Annotated in this window: 16 protein-coding genes and 1 tRNA gene; 2 read left to right on the top strand and 15 right to left on the bottom strand. The window is 59.8% G+C overall.

The features are described 5' to 3' along the window. Positions 1-53: 53 nt before the first annotated feature. The 6 genes from AC07RZ_RS01310 to AC07RZ_RS01285 form a co-directional block, all read right to left on the bottom strand. Positions 54-128, bottom strand: a tRNA-Val gene (locus tag AC07RZ_RS01310). A 91-nt stretch (positions 129-219) separates the two neighbouring features. Beyond that, the gene (locus tag AC07RZ_RS01305; RefSeq protein WP_494666596.1) at positions 220-2,487 is read right to left on the bottom strand and encodes a RelA/SpoT family protein; all 2,268 of its coding nucleotides are present in this window, start codon (positions 2,485-2,487) and stop codon (positions 220-222) included. A gap of 10 nt (positions 2,488-2,497) precedes the next feature. Then, positions 2,498-2,848, bottom strand: coding sequence for a RidA family protein (locus tag AC07RZ_RS01300; RefSeq protein ID WP_494666595.1), 351 nt, complete (start codon positions 2,846-2,848; stop codon positions 2,498-2,500). A 30-nt stretch (positions 2,849-2,878) separates the two neighbouring features. After that, positions 2,879-3,745, bottom strand: a complete 867-nt coding sequence (locus AC07RZ_RS01295) for an alpha/beta fold hydrolase (RefSeq protein ID WP_144736037.1) — start codon at positions 3,743-3,745, stop codon at positions 2,879-2,881. Positions 3,746-3,993: 248 nt separating this feature from the next. Next, a complete protein-coding gene (locus tag AC07RZ_RS01290) occupies positions 3,994-4,647 on the bottom strand; it encodes a CoA transferase subunit B (protein WP_144736036.1) in 654 nt (217 codons plus the stop codon). Positions 4,648-4,676: 29 nt separating this feature from the next. After that, the gene (locus tag AC07RZ_RS01285) at positions 4,677-5,375 is read right to left on the bottom strand and encodes a CoA transferase subunit A (RefSeq protein WP_144736035.1); all 699 of its coding nucleotides are present in this window, start codon (positions 5,373-5,375) and stop codon (positions 4,677-4,679) included. Positions 5,376-5,562: 187 nt separating this feature from the next. Here AC07RZ_RS01285 and AC07RZ_RS01280 point away from each other — a divergent pair, with 187 nt between their 5' ends. Next, on the top strand, positions 5,563-6,078 hold the full coding sequence (locus tag AC07RZ_RS01280) for a PAS domain-containing protein (RefSeq protein WP_494666777.1): 516 nt from the start codon (positions 5,563-5,565) through the stop codon (positions 6,076-6,078). Between the two features lie 3 nt (positions 6,079-6,081). Here AC07RZ_RS01280 and AC07RZ_RS01275 read toward each other — a convergent pair whose 3' ends face one another. Then, positions 6,082-6,501 carry an acyl-CoA thioesterase gene (locus AC07RZ_RS01275; protein WP_144736033.1) on the bottom strand — a complete coding sequence of 140 codons (420 nt, stop codon included), beginning with the start codon at positions 6,499-6,501 and terminating at the stop codon, positions 6,082-6,084. A gap of 136 nt (positions 6,502-6,637) precedes the next feature. Here AC07RZ_RS01275 and AC07RZ_RS01270 point away from each other — a divergent pair, with 136 nt between their 5' ends. After that, positions 6,638-8,329: an electron transfer flavoprotein-ubiquinone oxidoreductase gene (locus AC07RZ_RS01270; protein ID WP_494666594.1), complete on the top strand. Its 1,692-nt coding sequence runs from the start codon at positions 6,638-6,640 to the stop codon at positions 8,327-8,329. An 86-nt stretch (positions 8,330-8,415) separates the two neighbouring features. Here AC07RZ_RS01270 and AC07RZ_RS01265 read toward each other — a convergent pair whose 3' ends face one another. From AC07RZ_RS01265 to nuoI, 8 genes are all read right to left on the bottom strand, one after another. Beyond that, positions 8,416-8,973, bottom strand: a complete 558-nt coding sequence (locus AC07RZ_RS01265) for an NUDIX domain-containing protein (RefSeq protein WP_494666593.1) — start codon at positions 8,971-8,973, stop codon at positions 8,416-8,418. A 90-nt stretch (positions 8,974-9,063) separates the two neighbouring features. Beyond that, positions 9,064-9,378 (bottom strand): DUF2818 family protein, encoded by a 315-nt coding sequence (locus tag AC07RZ_RS01260; RefSeq protein WP_144736030.1) that lies wholly within the window; start codon positions 9,376-9,378, stop codon positions 9,064-9,066. Positions 9,379-9,382: 4 nt separating this feature from the next. Continuing rightward, positions 9,383-10,894 carry an NADH-quinone oxidoreductase subunit NuoN gene (nuoN, locus tag AC07RZ_RS01255; RefSeq protein WP_494666592.1) on the bottom strand — a complete coding sequence of 504 codons (1,512 nt, stop codon included), beginning with the start codon at positions 10,892-10,894 and terminating at the stop codon, positions 9,383-9,385. Positions 10,895-10,943: 49 nt separating this feature from the next. After that, on the bottom strand, positions 10,944-12,434 hold the full coding sequence (locus AC07RZ_RS01250) for an NADH-quinone oxidoreductase subunit M (RefSeq protein WP_092399610.1): 1,491 nt from the start codon (positions 12,432-12,434) through the stop codon (positions 10,944-10,946). A gap of 33 nt (positions 12,435-12,467) precedes the next feature. Then, positions 12,468-14,564: an NADH-quinone oxidoreductase subunit L gene (gene nuoL / locus AC07RZ_RS01245; RefSeq protein WP_494666591.1), complete on the bottom strand. Its 2,097-nt coding sequence runs from the start codon at positions 14,562-14,564 to the stop codon at positions 12,468-12,470. Positions 14,565-14,650: 86 nt separating this feature from the next. Beyond that, the gene (gene nuoK / locus AC07RZ_RS01240; RefSeq protein WP_014005587.1) at positions 14,651-14,959 is read right to left on the bottom strand and encodes an NADH-quinone oxidoreductase subunit NuoK; all 309 of its coding nucleotides are present in this window, start codon (positions 14,957-14,959) and stop codon (positions 14,651-14,653) included. Positions 14,960-14,971: 12 nt separating this feature from the next. Beyond that, positions 14,972-15,634: an NADH-quinone oxidoreductase subunit J gene (locus AC07RZ_RS01235; protein ID WP_144736026.1), complete on the bottom strand. Its 663-nt coding sequence runs from the start codon at positions 15,632-15,634 to the stop codon at positions 14,972-14,974. Positions 15,635-15,717: 83 nt separating this feature from the next. Further along, positions 15,718-16,206, bottom strand: a complete 489-nt coding sequence (nuoI, locus tag AC07RZ_RS01230; protein WP_014005585.1) for an NADH-quinone oxidoreductase subunit NuoI — start codon at positions 16,204-16,206, stop codon at positions 15,718-15,720. Positions 16,207-16,214: the final 8 nt, after the last annotated feature.

Genomic DNA, 16,214 nt, shown 5'->3' with positions numbered 1-16,214 from the left:
AAAAACGAATTTCCCGTTTTCGGCTGAGACCCGCATGGATATTGACTTTGAATTGGTGGGAAGTACAAGTTTCGAACTTGTGACCTATCGCGTGTGAGGCGATCGCTCTACCCCTGAGCTAACCTCCCGGAGAGGCCGCCATTATGACATAGAATTTCCAGTAAATAAAGCAGGCGCCGCGATGATGCAACACATTTCCCGGCCCCTGCTCCGCCAGCCTTATTGGCGCTTGGCTTCCAGCACCCCTTTTACCTCGCGGATCACGGTCAGCGCCTTCTGCAGCTGGGCGGTGGAGGCGATTTCGGCGGTGAACGCCATCCGCGCGTGCGCCTTGGCGCTTTGGGTGCTGACGCCGATGACGTTGATTTTTTCGCGCAAGAACACTTCCGAAATATCCCGCAGCAAGCCTTGGCGGTCGCTGGCCAGCACGAAGATGTCGACCGGATAAACGGTTTCCGCTTCCGGCGCACCCCAGGTGGTCTGGATCACGCGTTCCGGCGCCTTGATGCGCATCTCGGCGAAATTCTTGCAGTTTTCACGATGGATGGAAACGCCTTTGCCGCGCGTGATGAAGCCGACCACCGGATCCGGCGGCGCCGGTTTGCAGCATTTGGCCAGCTGCGTCATCAAGCCGTCGGTGCCCACTACCAGCACCCCTGACCTGCCGCCGTGCACCACGCTTGAAGCGCGGCTCTTGCGCGTGATCGCCGCTTCTTCCAGTTCGCTGCCATGCTCGGCCAGCTTGGCGCCGGGATCGTCGTGCAGGGCTTGCTCGACATGGCGCAGGCTGAATTCGTCCTTGCCCAGCGCCAGCAGCAGGTCTTCCAGCTTGGCGAATTCCAGCTTGCGCGCCAGCTCTTCCAGGTTGACCGCGGTCTTGCCTTCACGCTGCAAGGTCTTGTCGAGCAGGCTGCGGCCGGTGGCCAGGGTTTCCTGCTGTTCGATAGCATTGAACCAGGCGCGCACCTTGGAGCGGGTGCGCGCGCTGGCGGCGTAACCCGGCGTCAGCCAGTCGCGCGAGGGGCCGGAACCGCCGGGCGCGTTCTTGGCCGTGATGATCTCCACTGTCTGGCCATTCTTCAACGGCGTATTCAGCGGCACCATATTGCCGTCTACCCGCGCGCCGCGGCAGCGATGGCCGACGTCAGTATGCAGGTAGTAGGCAAAATCGATGGGCGTGGCGCCGCTCGGCAGTTCGATGACGCGCGCCTGCGGAGTCAGCACGTAGATATGGTCGTTGAGCGTGGCTTGCTTGAGTTTTTCCAGCCATTCGCGGCGGCTGTCCTCTTGCTCGACGACCGCATCCACCACCTCGCTTTTCCAGGCCAGCAGCTGGCGCAGCCAGGCGATCTTTTCGTCGTATTTCTGCGCAGAGAAATTGGAGCCGCCGGCTTCCTTGTAGCGCCAGTGGGCGGCCACCCCGTATTCGGCGAAATGGTGCATTTCGTTGGTGCGGATCTGCACTTCCAGCGCCCTGTCGTCGTCGGCCAGCACCACCGTGTGCAAGGACTGGTAACCGTTCTGCTTGGGCCGCGAGATGTAGTCGTCGAATTCTTTCGGGATCGGGATCCAGATGTTGTGGACGATGCCGAGCACCGTGTAGCAAGTCTTGACGTCGTCGACGATCACCCGGAAAGCGCGCACGTCGTACAGCTCGGAAAAATCGAGCTCCTTGCCTTGCATCTTGTTCCAGATGCTGTAGATGTGTTTCGGCCGGCCCGATACTTCGGCCTTGATGTCGGCCGCCGCCAGTTCGCTGCGCAGGCGCGTGATGGCGGCGTCGACGAAACCTTCGCGCTCGATGCGCCGCTCTTCCAGCATCTTGGCGATGCGCTTGTAGGTGACCGGATCGATGAAGCGGAACGACAGGTCTTCCAGCTCCCACTTGAGCTGCCAGATCCCGAGCCGGTTGGCCAGCGGCGCATACAGGTCCAGGGTCTCGCGCGCATACTGGCTGGTGCGCTCGTTTTCCATCTTGTGTTCGGCGAAATAGCGCAGCGCGGTCACGCGCGAAGCCAGCCGCACCAGCACCACGCGCATGTCGGTCGCCATCGCCAGCAGCATCTTGCGCAAGGTTTCCACCTGGCTGGCAGCCTGCTGGGCGGCGTTCTTGCCGCGCATGACTTCCTGCGGCAAGCCGAAGGTAAAGCCGTGCAGCCGCATCAGCTGGCGGATGCCGCCGACCAGGTCCGAGATCTCCTTGCCGAAGCGCTGTTCGATGGTATCGGCATAACTGGCGTCGAGCAAAGGCAGCTCAAACAGCAGGCCGGCGATGCGGGTTTCGACATCGGTATCGAGCAGCGCCAGGATGCTGGTCACGCCCTGCGAGAAATCGAGCGTGCTCTGGCCGGTGGTGATGACGTTGTCGGCGTACAGCGGCTCGACGAACGCCAGCGCGTCGAGCACGCGCGCGCTATCCTCGGCACTCAAGCCGGCGGTGCACAGCTGGATTTGCGTAGCGCGTTGTGTTGCAGTGAGCGAAACCATGCTTACATCTTTATTTTTGTGCTGCGACCACGATAATTTCTATCAGGATTTCCGAACGCGCCAGCTTGGCTTCCACGGTTGCTCGCGGCGGTGCGTTGTCGGCCGAAACCCAGCTGTCCCAGACCGCATTCATGCCATCGAAATCCTTGACGTCGGCCAGGTAGATCTGGCAGGACAGGATGTGATGCTTGTCGCTGCCGGCTTCGGCCAGCAGGCGGTCGACATGGCCGAGCGATTCGCGCGTCTGGCCTTCGATGTTCTGGGTGGTGTCTTCGGCCAGCTGGCCGGCCAGGTAGACCGTGCCGTTATGGATGGCCACTTCCGAAAGTCTCTTGCCGACGTGCAGGCGCTGGATAGTCATATTTCGTCTCCTCAATTGAACATTAACAAATCAGCCGATCAGGAAATCGGTGACGACTTTTATCTGGTCGATATGCAAAAAGGTTGGAGCATGGCCGACGCCGGCCAGTTCCACCAATTTGGCTTTTGGCCCGCTTTCCGTCATGATGCGGGCGGTCTCGGGCGACAGCAGGTCGGATTCGGCGCCGCGCACCAGCAACGTGGGGCAAGTGATCGCCTGGTACGCTTTCCACAACAGCTGTTCGGACAGCCTGAAGGTTTCTTCGCTGGTCGAAATGAAAGGCTGGGCCAGTTTCAAGTCGTAGTGGCGGATCCACTGGCCGTCGGCGTTCTGGCGCAATACATCGCTGGCCAGCTTGTGCCATTCGGCGTCGGTATGCGGGCCGAACGAGGCCGAGATGGCGCGCACATAGGCGGCCGCTTCGTCGAACGTGGCAAAACGCATGTCGGCCCCGATGTAAGCGCCGATGCGCCCCATTGCCTCTGCATTCAGGCTCGGGCCGATGTCGTTCAGCACCAGCTTGCGTATCGGGTTTTCCGGCAGGGAAGCCAGGCCGATGCCGATCAGGCCGCCCATCGAGGTGCCGACCAGGTCGACGGTTTCGGCGTTGAGCCGGGCCAGCAAGGTGACCACATCGTTCAGGTACTGCGGCAGCACATAGTATTGCGGATCGCGCAGCCAGCCGGAGCGGCCGCGGCCGACCACGTCCGGGCATACCACCCGGTAGGTATCGCACACCGTGCGCGCCAGCTGGTCGAAATCGTCCGACACCCGGGTCACGCCATGCAGGCACAGCAGCACATTCGGATTATGCGGATCGCCCCATTCCTGGTAGGCCATTTTATGCAGCCCGGCGGGTGAAATACACTGGACAGACTTGTGGGTGGCGATGGTCATTGCGGTCCCGTTGCGGTCGAACTTGATGGGTGGCGACAGGCAAAACGATGGTTGGACAATATGTTTTGCTTTGCGTATATGCAACATCTTATCGCATATGGCCCCACCCTTGCACGCTCCCATGCACGGCAAAGTCCGAAAATCCCGCTAAAAGGCTGTTGCACGCCGCTCTCAAGCATATGACGCAATAAAAAAAACGGCGTTTGACACCAGGTATCAAACGCCGCTTCCCTACGACTGCGTCCGGGTCATTGCGCCAGTGCGATCTCCAATGGCGCGCCGGTCTGCTCGATGATGTCCTGCTGGCTCACGCCCGGCGCCAGCTCGATCACTTTCAACCCTTGCGGCGTCACATCCAGCACGCCAAGGTCGGTGATGATGCGGTTGACGACGCCGACGCCGGTCAGCGGCAGGTTGCAGGCCTCGAGGATCTTGTGCGAAGTCGAACCGTCCTTGGACTTGGCGACATGCTCCATCAACACCACTACCCTGCCCACGCCGGCCACCAGGTCCATGGCGCCGCCCATGCCCTTGACCATCTTGCCGGGGATCATCCAATTCGCCAGGTCGCCGTTTTTGGAAACCTGCATTGCACCGAGGATGGCGATGTTGATTTTGCCGCCGCGTATCATGGCGAACGAATCCGCCGAGCTGAAATACGAGGATCCGGGCAGCGAAGTCACGGTCTGCTTGCCGGCGTTGATCAGGTCGGGATCGACCGCGTCGTCGGTCGGGAACGGGCCGATGCCCAGCAGGCCGTTCTCGGACTGCAGCCAGACTTCTATCTCTTGCGGCACATGGTTCGCCACCAGGGTCGGCAAGCCGATGCCGAGGTTGACGTAAAACCCGTCCTGCAATTCCTTTGCCGCGCGTGCGGCCATTTCGTCACGTGTCCATGCCATTTTGTGCTCCTGTTCTACGTCTCTGTAGGTTATGCAGTGCGAACGGTACGCTGTTCGATACGCTTTTCCGGCGTCGCATTGACCACGATGCGGTGGACAAATATGCCGGGCGTATGCACCTGGTCGGGATCGATCTCGCCGACCTCCACCAGATGCTCGACTTCCACCACGGTGATCTTGCCGGCCATGGCCACGTTAGGATTGAAGTTGCGGGCAGTCTTGTTGAACACCAGGTTGCCGCTGCGGTCCGCCTTGAAGGCTTTGACCAGGGAAACGTCGGCTACCAGCGAACGTTCCATCACGTACTTGGCGCCGTCGAATTCGCGGATTTCCTTGCCTTCGGCAACCAGCGTGCCGACGCCGGTCTTGGTGAAAAACGCCGGGATGCCGGCGCCGCCGGCGCGCAGCTTTTCCGCCAGCGTGCCTTGCGGCGTGAATTCAAGCTCCAGTTCGCCGGCCAAGTATTGCCGTTCGAATTCCTTGTTCTCGCCGACATACGAGGCGATCATTTTCTTGATCTGGCGCGTCGCCAGCAATTGCCCCAGGCCGAAACCGTCGACGCCGGCGTTGTTCGATATCGCAGTCAGGTTCTGCACCGCCGAATTGCGCAGCGCCAGGATCAGCGCTTCTGGGATGCCGCACAGGCCGAAGCCGCCTACGGCGATGGTTTGGCCATCTTTGACTATGCCGGCCAACGCGCTTGCCGCGTCAGGATAAACTTTGTTCATGCCAATGCCTCCTGTTTGTGTAAACTCCAACTATTATTGGTTTGCGTGCAGTCTGTTAGCATATGACGAAGCGCTGCTTCCAACAATACCGTAAAAATACGAAACCAACACCAGACTGATCTGCCAAGTGCCACTGCCTAATTTAGCCGTCGATTATGAAACCATCTTTGCGCACGCGCCGATCGGCATGTGCGTCTCTGAACGCCGCATCATGCAGGTGTGCAACCTGGCGCTGGCGCGCATGTTCGGCTACCAGCCGGGCGAACTGAACGGCGAGTCGTTCAAGGTGCTGTACCCGACCCAGGACGAGTTCGAGCGCACCGGCGCCCGCATCGTACCGATCATGAACGCCAAGGGCATCTATTCCGACGAAAGAATCATGCGGCGCGCCAACGGCGAACTGTTCTGGTGCCATGTCACCGGCCACGCCCTGGTGCCGGAAGACACCCACGCCGCCGGCATCTGGACCTTCGAAGACCTGAGTGAAAAACGCCGCGCCTCATCCACGCTATCGCCGCGCGAGCGGGAAATCGCGGCGCTGCTGGTGGAGGGCAAGACCAGCAAGCTGATCGGCAAACAGATCGGCCTCAGCCCGCGCACGGTGGAGATGCACCGGGCCAACCTGATGAAGAAATTCACGGCCTCGACCTCCAGCGAACTGGTGCATCGCCTGTTGGGCATCGCCCAGAGCGAAGGCGTTTAGTACTCAAGCCGCAGGTGCAGGATTGAGCAGCAACTGGCGCAAGTCGTCAGGCAAAGGCATCGACTTTTCCAGGTCGAAATCGACCCATACGATCTTCGCCGCACCCTCGGCAAACACCACTTCCGGCAAATCGGCGCGGCGGATTTCGTAGCTGGCCTCGAAACTGGAGCGGCCGACTGCGCCGATGTAGGATTTGACTTCGACTTCGCAGGGATATTTCAATTGCCGCAGGAAACTGCATTGGGCATTGACCAGCACCGGCCCGTGGCGCGCATTGAAATCGCTGCCGATCTGCTGCAGCCACTCGATACGGGCCTGCTCCATGTAGCGGAAATACACGGTGTTGTTGACGTGGCCGAGCGCATCCATGTCGCCCCAGCGCATGGCGATGCGCGTGGTATGGATGTGTTTTCTGTTTTCCATTGCCCTGACTTTCCTCAATACTGTAAATTGGCGTCCTGCAGGCGAGGAACAACACTAGCCTGCCTGCTAGCATTCTGCCGCAAAATCCCGGACAATTAGCACATCCGTTCGAAAATTAATTATAGGTAAAGAGACAATGACTCCAACCCAAGGGCAGAACCAGCAGAATTTCCTGGAACAATACGGTCCGCGCGAAGCCATGGAATATGACGTGGTGGTGGTCGGCGGCGGGCCGGCCGGCCTGGCGGCGGCGATCCGGCTGAAACAGCAGGCTGCTGAAAAAGGACGCGAAGTATCGGTCTGCGTACTGGAAAAAGGCAGTGAAATCGGCGCCCATATCCTGTCCGGCGCAGTGATGGACCCGCAGGCGCTGACCGAACTGCTGCCAAACTGGAAAGAACTGGGCGCGCCGCTGACCACCGAAGTCAGTGAAGACCGTTTCCTGTTCCTGACCGAGAAAAAAGCCTACAAGACGCCTAGCTGGATGCTGCCGGCCTGCTTCCAGAACCATGGCAATTACGTCATCTCGCTGGCTAACGTGGTGCGCTGGCTGGGCCAGCAGGCGGAGCTCCTGGGCGTGGAGATTTTCCCGGGCTTCCCGGCGGCCGAGGTGCTGTACAACGAGGATGGCTCGGTCAAGGGCGTCGCCACCGGCAACATGGGCGTGGACCGCCATGGCCAGCCTACCGACGCCTTCCAGCTGGGCATGGAGCTGCACGCCAAGTACACCCTGTTTGCCGAAGGCGCGCGCGGCCACCTGGGCAAGCAGCTGATGGCGAAATTCGACCTGAACAAGGGCAAGGATCCGCAAACCTACGCGATCGGCATCAAGGAACTGTGGGAAATCGATCCCAAGCTGCACCAGCCGGGCCTGGTGGTGCATACCGCAGGCTGGCCGCTGGATACCCGGACCTACGGCGGCTCTTTCCTGTACCACCTGGAAAACAACCAGGTCGCGGTCGGCTACGTGGTCGGCCTGGCTTACGAAAATCCCTACCTGTCGCCTTACGAAGAGTTCCAGCGCTACAAGACGCATCCGGAAATCAGCAAGTTTTTCCAGGGCGGCAAGCGCATTTCCTACGGCGCCCGCGCGATTACCGCCGGCGGCCTGCAATCGCTGCCCAAGCTGACTTTCCCCGGCGGCGCCCTGATCGGCTGCGACGCCGGCTTCCTCAACGCCAGCCGCATCAAAGGCAGCCATGCCGCCATCAAGACCGGCATGCTGGCCGCCAACGCTGCCTTCGAAGCCCTGGGCGATAACCGCCAGTTCGACGAGCTGACGGCCTATGGCGCGGCATTTGAGCAGTCCTGGCTGCACCAGGAACTGCACAAGGCGCGCAACTTCAAGCCGTGGATGAGCAAGGGCCTGTATCTCGGCACCCTGATGGTCGGCATCGACCAGGTCGTGTTCGGCGGCAAAGCGCCATGGACCCTGCGCCACACCCATGCCGACCATGAATGCCTGAAGCCGGCGGCCAACTATGCGCCGATCAAGTATCCGAAGCCGGACGGCAAGCTGACCTTCGACCGCCTGTCGTCGGTGTTCATCTCCAACACCAACCATGCCGAAGACCAGCCGATCCACCTGACCTTGAAGGATCCGAATGTGCCGGTCAACGTCAACCTGCGCGACTATGCGGGGCCGGAAGCGCGCTACTGCCCTGCCGGCGTGTATGAATTCGTGACCAATGAAGACAATACCGAACGGCTGCAGATTAATGCGCAAAACTGCGTGCATTGCAAAACCTGCGACATCAAGGATCCGACGCAGAATATCGTGTGGGTGACGCCGGAAGGCGGCGGCGGCCCGAACTATCCGAACATGTAATGTGCAAAAAGGCTGCGTATGCAGCCTTTTTTATGTCCTGCCCGCTTGCCGGTGGATCCTGGATGCGGGGCAATCTCCGCCCTGCCCTAAGGCAGCTTCCAATCGCCGGCAACAATTTTTTCAAGCCAGAATGTGCCGATCACGGTCTTGACGTCGGTGACCTTGCCTTCCCTCACCCAGTCCAGCATGTCCGCCAGCGGCGCCTTGAAGACGTCCAGGAATTCGCCGTCGTCCAGCTTGCGCTCGCCGCCGGCCAGGCCGCGCGCCAGGTACAGCTCCAGATGTTCGTCGGAATAGGCAATCGCATTGTGGATGGTGCAGACGTGCTGCCATTCGGTCGCGGTGTAGCCGGTTTCCTCCAGCAATTCACGCTTGGCGCAGGCCAGGTGGTCTTCGCCCGGATCGATCTTCCCGGCCGGATATTCGATGAACACGCGTTCCAGCGGATAGCGGTATTGCCGCTCAAGCAAGACCGTGCCGTCCTCGAACAGCGGCAGGATGACTACCGCGCCGGGATGCTTGATGTATTCGCGCGTGGTCGCCTTGCCGTCGGGCAGCTGCACCGTATCGCGCTGCACTTTGAGGAAGTTGCCGTCATAGGCTTCGGCGCTGGCGATCCGGGTTTCTTTCAGGTGGCTATCCATGCGGGTACTCCGAGGGAAGATAAGGCAGACGAGAAGAAGATTGTAATGCAGGCGCTGGCCGGGCCGCCCGCCGCCAGGCACGAAGCCGGTTCAGCGGTGCTTTTTCAGATAACGCAGCACGTAGCCAGGATAGGCCAGCACCAGGAACATGCAGCCGGTTACGGCATAAAATTCCCAGCCCTGGCTAAAGGTATTGCCGATATTCGCTTCCAGCACATGGGCAAACAGACCAACCAGCGCATACAAGGCAAACAGCTCAAGCAAGCGCACCCAGACCGGCTTGGACGCCGCCTGGCCACCCGATTTGAGCGGCACCAGGGCAAACACGCGTTCGTTGATAAACGGCAGGTTGGCAGCCAGCAGCGCCAACAGGATCACGAACCAGCCGGAGAGGGAGACATTCACGAAGTTACTGCACCACTCTGCCAAGGAAGGCGGTCAGGGTCTTCACGATGGCCGTGGTGGTGGCATCCATCAGCCAGCCTGGCCACAGGCCCAGCACCAGCACCGCCAAGCCGTTCAGGCTGAGCAATACCCGGACGTCCAGGTGGGCTACGATCGGCGAGCTGTCTTGCGGTTCGTCGAAATACATCAGCTTGATGACGCGCAGGTAGTAGTAGGCGCCGACCAGCGAGAACAGCACGGCCACCACCACCAGCCAGATCTGGCCGCTGCCGGTGCCAAGCACGGCTTGCAGCACCGACAGCTTGGCGTAGAAGCCCATCAGCGGCGGAATCCCCGCCAGCGACAGCATCAGGACCAGCATCACTGCGGCGAACCATGGGCTGCGCTGGTTCAAGCCTTTGAAGTCGTCCATGTTTTCCGCTTCGAAACCGGAACGCGCCAGCAGCATGATGACGCCGAAGGTGCCGAGCGTGGTCATCACGTAAGTGATCGAATAAAACATGGCCGAGCTATAGGCATTGGCGGTCGAGAACAGGTTGCCGTCGACTACCCCGGCCAGCAGGCCGAGCAGCATGAAACCCATGTGGGAAATGGTCGAATAAGCCAGCATGCGCTTGATATTGGTCTGGGCAATCGCGGTGATATTGCCGATCGCCATCGACAGCACCGCCAGCACCACCAGCATTTGCTGCCAGTCGGTCGCCAGCGGCAACAGCGCTTCCACCAGCAGGCGGAAGCAGATTGCGAAAGCGGCCAGCTTCGGCGCGCCGCCCAGCAGCAGGGTGACGGCAGTCGGCGCACCCTGGTAGACGTCAGGCACCCACATGTGGAACGGCACCGCGCCCAGCTTGAACGCCAGGCCGGCGACAATGAACACCACGCCGAACACCAGCACGGTGGCGTTGATGCCGCCGGAGGATGCTGCGCGGGTGACTTCGATCAGGTCGAGCGAACCGGTAGCGCCATACAGCATCGACATCCCGTACAGCAGGAAACCGGAAGCCATCGCGCCCAGCACGAAATACTTCATGGCCGCTTCGGTCGCATTGGCGCTGTCGCGCCGCAATGCCACCAGTGCATACAGCGACAGGGACATCAGCTCCAGGCCCAGGTAGATGCTGAGGAAATTGCTGCCCGAGATCATCACCATCTGGCCCAGCAGGGTAAACAGCGCCAGCGGGTAGAACTCGCCGCCGAGATGGCCGCTGACCATGCCGCGCTCGTTCACATAACGGCGCGAATACACCAGCGTCATCGCCACCGCCACGTAGGACACCAGCTTCAACAGGCTGCTCAAAGGGTCCGAGACAAACATGTTGTGGAAGGTATAGACCGTCTCCCCGCTCTGGAATGCGCCGAACGTCAGTACGAAACACACGGCCAGCACGGCCAGCGTCAGGTAGTAAGTGAGGTAGCGCTTGGCATCCGAAACAAACATATCGATCAGCAGCACGACAGACGTCGCGATCAGCAGAAAGATTTCCGGATAAACAGGGATCAGATTCATGTTATTCATTTATTTGCCGCTTATTTTTATGCAACGCGCATTTAATCATCGTACTTAATCAGTTTAACTTGGTGACCGCGACATGCTTCAGCAGATCGGCCACCGATACTTGCATCGCATCGGTGAACGGCGCCGGATACACGCCCATCGCGATGACGGCAATCGCCAGCACGCCCAGCATGACGAACTCACGCTTGTTCAGGTCCAGCATTTCTTTCACATGCGAATTGGTGATGGCGCCGAACACCACGCGCTTGACCAGCCACAGCGAATACGCCGCGCCCAGGATCAAGGCCGTCGCCGCCAGCAGGCCGATCCAGAAATTGAACTTGACCGCGCCCAGGATCACCATGAACTCGCCGACGAAACCGGAGGTGCCTGGCAGGCCGGAATTGGCCAGCGAGAACAGCACGAACAAGGCGGCGAAACGCGGCATGACGTTGACCACGCCGCCGTATTCGGCGATCTGGCGGGTATGCATGCGGTCATACAGGACGCCGATGCAAAGGAACATCGCGCCCGACACAAAACCGTGCGAGATCATTTGCACGATGCCGCCCTGCAGGCCGATATCATTGAAAATGAAGAAACCGAGGGTAACGAAACCCATGTGGGCGATCGACGAATAGGCGATCAGCTTTTTCATGTCGTTTTGCACCAGCGCCACCAGGCCGATATAGATCACGGCGATCAGCGACAAGGTGATGATGAAACCGGCCAGGTAATGGCTGGCGTCAGGCGTGATCGGCAGCGAGAAACGCAGGAAGCCGTAGCCGCCCAGCTTCAGCATGATGGCCGCCAGCACCACGGAACCGCCGGTCGGCGCCTCCACGTGGGCATCCGGCAGCCAGGTATGCACCGGCCACATCGGCACCTTGACGGCAAACGCCATCAGGAAAGCCAGGAAAATCAGGACCTGCGCCGTCATCGTCAGCGGCAGCTGGTGCCAGGTCAGGATCTCGAAACTGCCGCCCGACTGGATATACAGGTACAGCAGCGCGATCAGCATCAGCAGCGAACCCATCAGGGTGTACAGGAAGAACTTGATCGCTGCGTAGACGCGGTTGGCGCCGCCCCAGACGCCGACGATGATGAACATCGGGATCAGCGTCGCTTCGAAGAACACGTAGAACAGCATGCCGTCCAGCGCGCAGAAGACGCCGATCATCAGGCCTGACAGGATCAGGAAAGCGCCCATGTACTGCGCGACTTTTTTCTCGATCACTTGCCAGGCGGAGATCACCACCAGCACGGTGATGAACGCCGTCAACGGCACGAACCACAGGGAAATGCCGTCGATGCCCAGGTAGTAGTTGACGTTGAAACGATCGATCCAGGTGGTCTTTTCAACGAACTGCATGCCATGGAAAGCGTTGTCGAACTGGCTGACCAGGGGCAGCGTCACCACGAAGCTAACTGCTGCGCCGAGCAGCGACAGCCAACGCACCAGGGTTGGATTATCGTCGCGGCCGACTGCCAGGACCAGGATACCGAACGCGACCGGGCACCAGATCGCGAGGCTGAGAAGAGGGAAAGTTGACATATTTATTATTGCTCTACCTAACTGAGTTGCTTCGCCAGCTTACTTGGCAAACGGAAACGGCATGAACCAGACCAGGAAACCCAGCACCCCGATAATCATCACGAATGCGTAGTGATAGATATATCCGGACTGCCAGAGACGGGTAATTTTCGAGAACCAGCTGACTGCCTTGGCGCTGCCATTGACGATCAGGCCGTCGATCAGGCCGCGGTCGCCGGCATTCCACAAGCCGCGGCCCAGCAGGCGTGCGCCGCCGGCAAACACCACGTCGTTGAACTTGTCCATATAGTATTTGTTGTCGAGCAGCGTGAAGATCGGACCAGCCTTCTGCTTGATCGCCGCAGGCAGGCGCGGATTGACCATGTAGCAGTAATACGCTGCCGCCACGCCGGCGATCGCCAGCCACAGCGGCGCCGATGCAAAGGCATGGCTGACCATGCTGACCGGACCGTGGAATTCGTGCCGCAGTTCTTCCATTGCATGGTGCGCTTCGTTGACGAAAATCACGTCCTTGAAGAAGCTGCCGTACAACATCGGTTCGATCGCCAGGAAGCCGATGACGGCCGACGGGATCGCCAGCAGGATCAGCGGCAAAGTCACCACCCAAGGCGACTCGTGCGGTTTCTGGCCGGGAGCCAGGCCGTGGTGTTCGTGCTCTTCTTCTGCCTCGCCGTGATGATCGTCGTGGCCGCCATGCGCCGCATGGGCGTCGTTGGCGGCATGCGCAGCATGAGCATCGTGGCCGTCATGGGCCTTGCCGAAACGCTCTTCGCCATGGAACACCATGAAATACATGCGGAACGAGTAGAAAGCGGTGACAAACACGCTTGCCAGCACGGCGAAATAGGCAAAGCCGGAACCGAACAGGGTCGACGCATGCGCCGCTTCGATGATGCTGTCCTTCGAGTAGAAACCGGAGAAGAACGGCGTGCCGATCAGCGCCAGCGAACCGACCAGCGAAGTGATCCAGGTAATCGGCATGTATTTACGCAGGCCGCCCATGTTGCGCATGTCCTGGTCGTGGTGCAAACCGATGATGACCGAACCGGCGCCAAGGAACAGCAAGGCCTTGAAGAAAGCGTGCGTCATCAGGTGGAAAACCGCAACCGAGTAGGCCGAAGCGCCCAGGGCCACGGTCATGTAGCCGAGCTGCGACAGGGTCGAATACGCCACCACGCGTTTGATGTCGGTCTGGATCACGCCGAGGAAACCCATGAACAAGGCGGTAATCGAGCCGATGATCAGGATGAAGGACAAGGCGGTGTCGGACAGCTCGAACAACGGCGACATGCGGGTCACCATGAAGATGCCGGCGGTCACCATGGTGGCGGCGTGGATCAGCGCGGAAATCGGGGTCGGGCCTTCCATCGAGTCCGGCAGCCAGACGTGCAGCGGGAACTGCGCCGACTTGCCCATGGCGCCGATGAACAGGCAGATGCAGGCCACTGTCAGCAGCATCCAGTCGCTGCCCGGCAGCGTCAGTTGCGCCAGCATGCCTTTTTGCGCGAACACTTCGCTGTAGTTCATCGAACCGGAATACGCCAGCAGCAAACCGATGCCGAGGATGAAGCCGAAGTCGCCGACGCGGTTGACCAGGAACGCTTTCATGTTGGCGAAAATCGCCGTCGGACGGGTATACCAGAAACCGATCAGCAGGTACGACACCAGGCCCACCGCTTCCCAGCCGAAGAACAGCTGCAGGAAGTTGTTGCTCATGACCAGCATCAGCATCGAGAACGTGAACAGCGAGATGTAGGCGAAGAAACGGTTGTAGCCTTCGTCGTCCTGCATGTAGCCGATGGTGTAGATATGCACCATCAGCGAGACAAAGGTCACCACGCACATCATCATCGCCGTCAGGCTGTCGACCAGGAAGCCGATTTCCAGCTTGACGCCGCCGACCGTCATCCAGGTGTACAAGGTGCCGTTGAAGCTGGCGCCGTCGATCACCGCCAGCAAGGTCTGCACGGAAATGATCAGGGCGACCAGCACGCCCAGGATCGTGACCGTATGCGAGGTCTTGCGCCCGACCAGGTTGCCGAAGAATTTGGTGCCGAATAAGCCCGCGATCGCAGCGCCAGCCAGGGGCGCCAACGGTACGGCAAGAAGTAATTGTGGGTTAAGTTGCCCCGCCATGATGAACCTTATCTTTATTCGTTATTTGTCTGTGTATTCTTTACCTGCCTGCCCCCGCAAACCTGGGTTCGCGGGAGACAAGCCTCTTAGCCCTTAAGGCTGTCCAGGTCTTCCACGTTGATGGTGTCCAGGTTACGGAACAACGCCACCAGGATCGCCAGGCCGATCGCCGACTCGGCGGCTGCTACGGTAAGGATGAAGAAAACAAAAATCTGTCCGGCCGCATCGCCCAGGTAATACGAGAAGGCGATGAAATTCATGTTCACCGCCAGCAGCATCAGTTCGATTGCCATCAGCAACACGATCAGGTTCTTGCGGTTCAGGAAAATGCCGACAATGCCGATCGAAAACAGGATCGCGCCAAGGATCAGATAATGAGCGAGAGAAATTGCCATGGTGCGTCCTTGTTATTTTTGTGGAGCCGCTGGTGCGGCCGGCGGGGTTGCAGCAGGATTCGCAGGCGCAACCGGGTCGACCTTGGCTTCCGATTTCATCTTCACGATGCGCACCCGGTCGCCGCTCTTGACCTTGACTGCAGCGGAAGGCGAGAAATACTTGCTGTCCTTGCGGCGGCGCAGCGTCAGGGCAACCGCGGCGACGATCGCCACCAGCAGGATGACCGCAGCGATCTCAAAGGCGTACACGTATTCGGTGTAGATCAGCTTGCCCAGCTCCTTGGTGTTGCCGATGTTGGCCGAGATGGCAGGAACATCGGATTCGGAACCCTGGAAGCCGTGGAAAATGACCGCGGCCATTTCCAGCACGATGACGGTGCCGACCGTCGCCGCCAGCGGGAAGTAGCCCCAGAATCCCTCTCGCATCTTGTCCAGGTTGATATCCAGCATCATCACCACGAACAGGAACAGCACCATCACCGCGCCGACATACACCAGCACCAGCACGATGGACAGGAATTCGGCTTTCAGCAGCATCCAGATGCCTGCCGCGGAGAAAAACGACAATACCAGGAACAACGCGGCGTGCACTGGATTGCGTGCGGTAATCACGCGCAAGGCGGCGATTACCAGCACCACCGAAAACGCGTAGAACAAGAAGGTCTTAAATTCCATAATGGCCTATAAACAAATTGCGGGACAGAGTTTAAGAGTCGCCGTAGCGCGACGAATTACTCTGTCCCCAACTAATCAAACAGTTAGCGATATGCAGCATCCGCAGCACGCGCCGCGGCAATCTCGGGTTCGTAGCGATCGCCCACAGCCAGCAGCATTTCCTTGGTGTAGTACAGGTCGCCGCGCTTTTCACCGTGGTATTCCAGGATGTGGGTCTCGACGATCGAATCGACCGGGCAAGACTCTTCGCAGAAACCGCAGAAAATGCACTTGGTCAGGTCGATGTCGTAACGCGTGGTGCGGCGCGAACCGTCGGCACGCTGCTCCGACTCGATCGTGATCGCCATTGCCGGGCAAACCGCTTCGCACAGTTTGCACGCGATGCAGCGCTCTTCGCCGTTCGGATAGCGGCGCAGCGCGTGCAGGCCGCGGAAACGCGGCGATTGCGGCGTCTTCTCTTCCGGGAACAGCACCGTAATCTTGCGGGCGAACAGGTAGCGGCCGGTCAGCCGCAGCCCTTTGAGCAACTCCAGCAGCATCAGACTGCCGAAAAAATCCTTGATGGCTTCCATTTTCACTA

The sequence above is a fragment of the Collimonas sp. GW821-FHT07E08 genome, from assembly GCF_059418905.1.
Note: the sequence above shows the minus strand (reverse complement) of the source record. Positions and strands in the feature narration are given on the sequence as shown.

Bases quoted from the DNA above. Each gene is read 5' to 3' on its own strand.
- AC07RZ_RS01305 (WP_494666596.1), bottom strand. From the start codon at position 2,487: ATGGTTTCGCTCACTGCAACACAACGCGCTACGCAAATCCAGCTGTGC.
- AC07RZ_RS01300 (WP_494666595.1), bottom strand. From the start codon at position 2,848: ATGACTATCCAGCGCCTGCACGTCGGCAAGAGACTTTCGGAAGTGGCC.
- AC07RZ_RS01295 (WP_144736037.1), bottom strand. From the start codon at position 3,745: ATGACCATCGCCACCCACAAGTCTGTCCAGTGTATTTCACCCGCCGGG.
- AC07RZ_RS01290 (WP_144736036.1), bottom strand. From the start codon at position 4,647: ATGGCATGGACACGTGACGAAATGGCCGCACGCGCGGCAAAGGAATTG.
- AC07RZ_RS01285 (WP_144736035.1), bottom strand. From the start codon at position 5,375: ATGAACAAAGTTTATCCTGACGCGGCAAGCGCGTTGGCCGGCATAGTC.
- AC07RZ_RS01280 (WP_494666777.1), top strand. From the start codon at position 5,563: ATGTGCGTCTCTGAACGCCGCATCATGCAGGTGTGCAACCTGGCGCTG.
- AC07RZ_RS01275 (WP_144736033.1), bottom strand. From the start codon at position 6,501: ATGGAAAACAGAAAACACATCCATACCACGCGCATCGCCATGCGCTGG.
- AC07RZ_RS01270 (WP_494666594.1), top strand. From the start codon at position 6,638: ATGACTCCAACCCAAGGGCAGAACCAGCAGAATTTCCTGGAACAATAC.
- AC07RZ_RS01265 (WP_494666593.1), bottom strand. From the start codon at position 8,973: ATGGATAGCCACCTGAAAGAAACCCGGATCGCCAGCGCCGAAGCCTAT.
- nuoN (WP_494666592.1), bottom strand. From the start codon at position 10,894: ATGAATAACATGAATCTGATCCCTGTTTATCCGGAAATCTTTCTGCTG.
- nuoL (WP_494666591.1), bottom strand. From the start codon at position 14,564: ATGGCGGGGCAACTTAACCCACAATTACTTCTTGCCGTACCGTTGGCG.
- nuoK (WP_014005587.1), bottom strand. From the start codon at position 14,959: ATGGCAATTTCTCTCGCTCATTATCTGATCCTTGGCGCGATCCTGTTT.
- AC07RZ_RS01235 (WP_144736026.1), bottom strand. From the start codon at position 15,634: ATGGAATTTAAGACCTTCTTGTTCTACGCGTTTTCGGTGGTGCTGGTA.
- nuoI (WP_014005585.1), bottom strand. From the start codon at position 16,206: ATGGAAGCCATCAAGGATTTTTTCGGCAGTCTGATGCTGCTGGAGTTG.